Origin of the sequence: Brevundimonas sp., assembly GCF_035561115.1 — a bacterium.
Taxonomy (GTDB): domain Bacteria; phylum Pseudomonadota; class Alphaproteobacteria; order Caulobacterales; family Caulobacteraceae; genus Brevundimonas.
In genome coordinates this window covers 23466-29465 of the sequence record NZ_DATMYH010000043.1, presented here as the reverse complement: position 1 = coordinate 29465, position 6000 = coordinate 23466, and the positions used below count along the sequence as shown (strand labels likewise).

Below are 6000 nucleotides of genomic sequence, written 5' to 3'. Positions count from 1 at the left end.
CCGGCGAGCCGGACGAGGCGGCGTTCGAGGCGGTGCGGAGGAAGGTGCTGGGCGAGGGTTGGAGCGGCGGCCCCTCCACCGCTTCGCGGTCCCCCTCCCCGCATGGCGGGGAGGAGACGGTTTGAGCCGGGCGGCGCGGATCGCCGCCCTGCCGCCGGCCGATCGGCAGGTGTTCGGGGCCGACTGGACGCTGGCCAGACACAAGGGGCAGACGGCGCCGGAGAGCGACTGGCGGACGTGGCTGGTGCTGGGCGGACGCGGCGGGGGCAAGACCAGGGCGGGAGCCGAATGGATCGCGGCGCGGGCGCGCGAGATCGGGCGGATCGCCCTGGTCGGACAGAGCCTGCATGACGTGCGCGAGGTGATGATCGAGGGGCCGTCCGGGCTGCGCGCCCTGCCCCGCTACGCCATCGGCGGACGGCCGCGGTGGGAGGCGAGCCGGCGCAGGCTGGTGTGGCCGAACGGGGCGGTGGGGATGGCGTTCTCGGCCGAGGATCCGGAGTCGCTGCGCGGGCCGCAGTTCGGGGCGGCGTGGGCGGACGAGTGGTGCGCCTGGCGGAAACCCGAGGCGACGCTGGCCCTGCTGCGGATGGGGCTGAGGCTGGGGGAGCGGCCGCGGCTGGTGGTGACCACGACGCCGAAGCCGACGGCGGCGCTCAGGCGGCTTCTGGGAGAGGCGGGGCTGGAGCGGACGGACCTGCCGACGCGGATCAATGCGGACAACCTGGCCCCGGCCTTCCTGGAGGGACTGGAGGGGCTGTACGGCGGGACCCGGCTGGCGGCGCAGGAGCTGGACGGGAAGGTGGTGGAGGGCGACGGGGCGCTGTTCACGCTGGAGATGATGGAGAGGGCGCGGTTCCCGGACTCTCCCTCCCCCTCCGGGGGAGGGTCGTCGGCGCGCAGCGACGACGGGGCGGGGGCGGCTCGGCGAGACAGCCAAGAGGCGGCGGGTTGGTCGCCGAGCCCTCCCCACCCGCTCGCCTGCGGCGAGCACCCTCCCCCGGAGGGGGAGGGAGATCAGCGCCTGCCTTCCTTCGACCGCGTCGTCGTCGCGGTCGATCCGCCGTGCTCGGCCGGAGGCGACGCATGCGGAATCGTGGTGGCCGGGCGCAAGGACGGAAGGGCGTGGGTGCTGGCCGACCGGACGGTTCGCGGAAAGTCGCCGCAGGGCTGGGCCGGGATCGTGGCGCGGGCGGTCGGAGAATTCGGGGCCGTACGGGTCGTGGCCGAGGCCAATCAGGGCGGGGAAATGGTCGAGGCCGTGCTGAAGACGGCGGGCGTGGCCTGTCCGGTGAAACGGGTTCATGCGCGGACGGGCAAGCGGGCGCGGGCCGAGCCGGTCGCGGCCCTGTACGAACAGGGGCGGGTCCGCCACTGCGCCGATCTGGTCGAGCTGGAGGAGGAGCTGATGGGGCTGGGCGAGGACGGCGGCGGCAGTCCCGACCGGGCGGATGCGCTGGTATGGGCGGTGACGGACCTGCTGATCGACGGGGGCCGGACGGGGCCGAGCCTGAGGGTGTTGTGAGGCGGAAAAGGGTCCTAGACCGCCTCGTTCAGCAGGGCGTTGCGGTAGGCCTCGACCCAGAGGTTGCGGAACCGCCGGGACCGTTCGGCGTGGTAGATGTGGGCCAGCTCGGCGTAGCTGCGGTCGAAGTCGTCGTTGACGAAGATGTAGTCGAAGTCGCCGCAGTGCTCGATCTCGCCCTTGGCGTTGGCGATGCGGCGCTCGATGACCTCCTCGGCGTCCTGGGAGCGGGTGACGAGGCGGCGGCGCAGCTCCTCGAGGCTGGGCGGCAGGATGAAGACGCGGACGGCGTCCTCGGGGCATTTGCGGGCGATATCGCGGGCGCCCTGCCAGTCGATGTCGAACAGGACGTCGCGGCCTTCGGCGAGGGCGCGGTCGATCGGGGCCCGGGGGCTGCCGTAGCGGCTGCCGTGGACGTCGGCCCATTCGAGGAAGGCGTCCTCGTCGATCAGACGCTGGAATTCGGCGTCGTCGACGAAATGGTAGTCGCGGTCGGCGACCTCGCCCGGGCGGATGTCGCGGGTGGTCATGGAGATCGAAAGTTCGAGACCGCCGTGGTCGGCCATCAGGCGGCGGCACAGGCTGGTCTTGCCCGCGCCCGACGGGCTGGCGACGATCAGCAGGACGCCGCGGCGGGGCGTGCGTTCATTCGACATTCTGGACCTGTTCGCGCAACTGTTCGATCACGGCCTTCAGCTCGAGGCCGATTCCGGTGAGCGCGGTCGTAGCCGATTTCGAGCAGAGGGTGTTCGCCTCTCTCATGAATTCCTGCATCAGGAAGTCGAGTTTCCGGCCGGCGGGGGGTTGCTGCAACAGGGTGCGGGCCGAGGCGAGGTGGGCGGTGAGGCGGTCCAGCTCCTCGCGCACGTCGGCCTTCGTCGCCAGGGCGGCGGCCTCGAGGAAGATGCGGTCCTCCAGCGCCGGCGTGTCGGGCGCCAGTTCGGCCATGCGACGGCTGAAGCGGTCGCGGATGGCGTCGGTCTGGGCGGAGGCTTCGGTTTCGGCCTGGCCCACCAGGGCCTCGATCCGGTCGATGAAGTCGGCGATCACCGGCAGCAGCTGGCCGCCCTCGCGGTCGCGCGACAGCTTCAGGGCGTCGAGGGCCTGATCGATGGCGGCGGCGATGGCGGCCTCGACGGCGGCGCGGGCCTCGGCGTCGTCGACCTCCTCGGGCGCCTCCAGCACGCCGCGCAGCGACAGCAGGCCGTCGGCCGAGGGCGGGGTCGCCCCCTCCTCCGCCAATTCATTGGCGAGGGTCAGGTAGCGGGCGAGGATGCCCTGGTTGACCTTGAGCGAGGCGGCGCCGAGCTCGCGTCTGGCCTGGACGCCGAGGGTGACCTGGCCGCGGTTCAGGCGGGTCTGGGCCGAAGTCCGGGCGTGGCGTTCGAGCGTATCGAAGCCGGGCGGGCCGCGGAAGCGGACCTCCAGATTGCGGCCGTTGACCGAGCGGGCCTCGACCGACCAGGTCCAGTCGCCCCCGCCTTCGACGGCAAGCGCGCCGTCCGCCCGGCCGAAGCCGGTCATGCCGGAAATCTGCGTCATCGGGCCGGGGCCGCGGCCGGCGGGATGCTGATGACCCGCGCGCCGGGCGGGACCGTCACGCCCGGAGGCGCGGCGGCGCCGGAGGCGGCTTCGGGCGGGGCGTTGGGAACGCCGGGAACCGTGCCGGGCACGGCGGGCGGCGACGCCTCGGGCGGCAGGCCGGCCTTGCGGCGCTCGATCTCGCGCCAGCGCGCGACATTGGCCAGGTGCTCGTCATAGGTGCGGGCGAAGACGTGGCCGCCGGTGCCGTCGGCGACGAAGAACAGCTCGTCGGTCCGGGGCGGGTTCAGCACGGCGGCGATGGCGTCGCGGCCCGGATTGGCGATCGGCGTCGGCGGCAGGCCGTCGATCTGATAGGTGTTCCAGGCCGTGGCCCGGTCCAGCTCGGACCGGCGGATGCCCCGGCCCAGCGGACGGCCGCGGGTGATGCCGTAGACGATGGTGGGATCGCTCTCCAGCCGCATGCCGGCGCGCAGGCGGTTGGTGAAGATGGCCGCGACGCGCGGCCGCTCGGCGGCCAGGCCGGTTTCCTTCTCGACGATCGAGGCCAGGATCACCGCCTCCTCGGGCGAGCGGACGACCGTGGCCGGACTGCGCGCCGCCCACAGGCGGGCGAGGTTCTCGTCGCGGGCCCGGCGCATGCGGGCGATGACCGAGTTGCGGGTCTCGCCGCGGCTGACCTCGTAGGTGTCGGGCCACAGCGAGCCTTCGTCCGGCGTCCCGTCCACCGTGCCGATCAGGATCGGCTGGTTGTTCAGGATGTCGACGGCCTGGGCCGAGGACCATCCCTCAGGCAGGGTGACGTAGTGCCGGACCACCCGGCCTTCGACGAGAAGGACGAGGACGGAACGCAGGGACGCCTTGCTCGGCACCTCATATTCGCCGGCGCGGAGCTTGCGGTCGGCGCCGGTCAGGGTGGCGGCGGCCTTGAACATGTCGGTCGAACGGATCACGCCGGCCGACTTCAGGGTGGCGGCGATGGCCGAGACGCCCGCGCCGCTGGGCAGGGTGACGATGGTCGTTTCGCGGCCGTCCCGCGCGGCCGGGCCGGGGGCGTAGAAGACGCTCCAGGCCGCGACCAGGGCGGCGATGATGAACAGGCTGAGGGTGGCCGTCGCGGCCAGGAAGGCCGTCCTGCGGCCCGAGCCCCGCTCGACCCCCACCTAGGCGACCTTCCGGAAGATGACCGTGGCGTTGGTGCCGCCGAAGCCGAAGCTGTTCGACATGGCCACGTCGATCTCCATCGGCTGGCCCTTGTCCCGGACCAGGTTCATGGCGGTTTCCCGCTCGGGGTTGTCCAGATTGATCGTCGGCGGCGCGATCTGGTCGCGGATGGCCAGGATGCAGAAAATGGCCTCGATAGCCCCGGCGGCGCCCAGCAGGTGGCCGGTCATCGATTTGGTGGAGGACAGGGCGACGTTCGAAGCGTGGTCGCCCATCAGCCGTTCGATGGCGCCGGCCTCGATCCAGTCGGCCATGGTCGAGGTGCCGTGGGCGTTGACGTAGTCGATGTCCGAGACGTCGATGCCCGCGCGCTTCACCGCCATCTGCATGGCGCGATAGCCACCCTCGCCGTCCTCGGCGGGCGCCGTGATGTGGTAGGCGTCGCCGCTGAGGCCGTAGCCGATGACCTCGGCGTAGATGGTCGCGCCGCGCGCTTTCGCGTGTTCATACTCTTCCAGCACCACGATCCCCGCGCCCTCGCCCATGACGAAGCCGGAGTGGTCCTTGTCCCACGGCCGGGAGGCCTTTTCGGGCGCGTCGTTGTACGCGGTGCAAAGGGCCTTGCAGGCCAGGAAGCCGGCGATGCCGATGGGAACGATGGAGCTTTCCGCCCCGCCCGCCACCATGACGTCGGCGTCGTCCATCATGATCAGCCGCGCGGCGTCGCCGATGGCGTGAGCCCCGGTGGCGCAGGCGGTGACCACCGAGTGATTCGGCCCCTTGAGACCGTGGCGGATCGAGATCTGGCCCGAGGTCAGATTGATCAGGGCCGACGGAATGAAGAAGGGGCTGACGCGGCGCGGGCCCTGCTCCTTGAGGATGATGGCGGTGTCGGCGATGGGCCCCAGGCCGCCGATGCCCGATCCGACCATGACGCCGGTGCGCTCGCGCTGTTCCTCGGTTTCGGGCTTCCAGCCGGCGTCGGCCAGGGCCTCGTCAGCGGCGGCGATGGCATAGACGATGAAGTCGTCGACGCGCTTGCGATCCTTGGGCGACATGACCTTTTCGTGGTCGAACACGCCGGGCTGGCCGGGCGCGCCTCCGCCACGGCCGTCCACCGAGGGAATTTCCCCGGCGATGGTGCAGCCATAGCCTTCGGTGTCGAAGCTGGTGATCGGGCCAATGCCCGAACGCCCTTCGAGGATGCCCTTCCAGGTATGATCCACGCCCCAGCCGAGAGGGGTGAGCAGACCGAGACCGGTGACGACGACACGGCGCATGAGCGCTCCTCGCTACAGAATCCTGATCGCAAACAGTAATGGCCGCCGGACGGCCCCGCTAGGGGCGCGTCACGGCGGCCATCAAAGCCGTATCGAAGTGGAGGCGATCAGCCGGCCAGCTTCTCGTCGATGAACTTCACGGCGTCGCCGACCGTCTGGATGTGTTCGGCGGCGTCGTCCGGAATCTCGATGTCGAATTCTTCTTCGAAGGCCATCACCAGTTCGACGTTGTCGAGCGAGTCGGCGCCCAGATCGTCGATGAAGCTGGCTTTTTCAACGACCTTTTCCGGATCGGCGTCCAGGTGGTCGATAACGATCTTGCGGACGCGTTCCAGGGTGTCGGACATGGGAGTCTCTGCTTTCAGGGCCGCCACGGCGGCTGTTGTCTCAGTCATTGCCGTATGACGACGGCGACGGCTACGCAAGCCTTCAACGAAGACTCAGGTCAACCGGTTGCGAGGCCTTTAGCACAGGCGGGAGGGCTGGAAA

The 6000-nt window shown here is 70.9% G+C and carries 6 protein-coding genes; 1 reads left to right on the top strand and 5 read right to left on the bottom strand.

The window, feature by feature from the left end; genetic code table 11:
• Positions 1–121: 121 nt before the first annotated feature.
• A complete protein-coding gene (locus VN378_RS05515; RefSeq protein WP_414642217.1) occupies positions 122–1525 on the top strand; it encodes a DNA-packaging protein in 1404 nt (467 codons plus the stop codon).
• Positions 1526–1539: 14 nt separating this feature from the next.
• Here VN378_RS05515 and gmk read toward each other — a convergent pair whose 3' ends face one another.
• The 5 genes from gmk to VN378_RS05490 all read right to left on the bottom strand — a co-directional run bounded on the left by gmk (position 1540) and on the right by VN378_RS05490 (position 5858).
• Complete coding sequence (gene gmk / locus VN378_RS05510) at positions 1540–2181, bottom strand: guanylate kinase (RefSeq protein ID WP_325741745.1); 642 nt, start codon at positions 2179–2181, stop codon at positions 1540–1542.
• Complete coding sequence (locus VN378_RS05505; protein WP_325741743.1) at positions 2171–3067, bottom strand: YicC/YloC family endoribonuclease; 897 nt, start codon at positions 3065–3067, stop codon at positions 2171–2173. Before VN378_RS05505 ends, gmk begins: the two co-directional genes overlap by 11 nt.
• The gene (gene mltG / locus VN378_RS05500; RefSeq protein ID WP_325741741.1) at positions 3064–4230 is read right to left on the bottom strand and encodes an endolytic transglycosylase MltG; all 1167 of its coding nucleotides are present in this window, start codon (positions 4228–4230) and stop codon (positions 3064–3066) included. Before mltG ends, VN378_RS05505 begins: the two co-directional genes overlap by 4 nt.
• Positions 4231–5511: a beta-ketoacyl-ACP synthase II gene (gene fabF, locus VN378_RS05495; protein ID WP_325741739.1), complete on the bottom strand. Its 1281-nt coding sequence runs from the start codon at positions 5509–5511 to the stop codon at positions 4231–4233.
• Between the two features lie 107 nt (positions 5512–5618).
• Positions 5619–5858, bottom strand: coding sequence for an acyl carrier protein (locus VN378_RS05490; protein ID WP_055830235.1), 240 nt, complete (start codon positions 5856–5858; stop codon positions 5619–5621).
• Positions 5859–6000: the final 142 nt, after the last annotated feature.

Bases quoted from the DNA above. Each gene is read 5' to 3' on its own strand.
- gmk (WP_325741745.1), bottom strand. From the start codon at position 2,181: ATGTCGAATGAACGCACGCCCCGCCGCGGCGTCCTGCTGATCGTCGCC.
- VN378_RS05505 (WP_325741743.1), bottom strand. From the start codon at position 3,067: ATGACGCAGATTTCCGGCATGACCGGCTTCGGCCGGGCGGACGGCGCG.
- fabF (WP_325741739.1), bottom strand. From the start codon at position 5,511: ATGCGCCGTGTCGTCGTCACCGGTCTCGGTCTGCTCACCCCTCTCGGC.
- VN378_RS05490 (WP_055830235.1), bottom strand. From the start codon at position 5,858: ATGTCCGACACCCTGGAACGCGTCCGCAAGATCGTTATCGACCACCTG.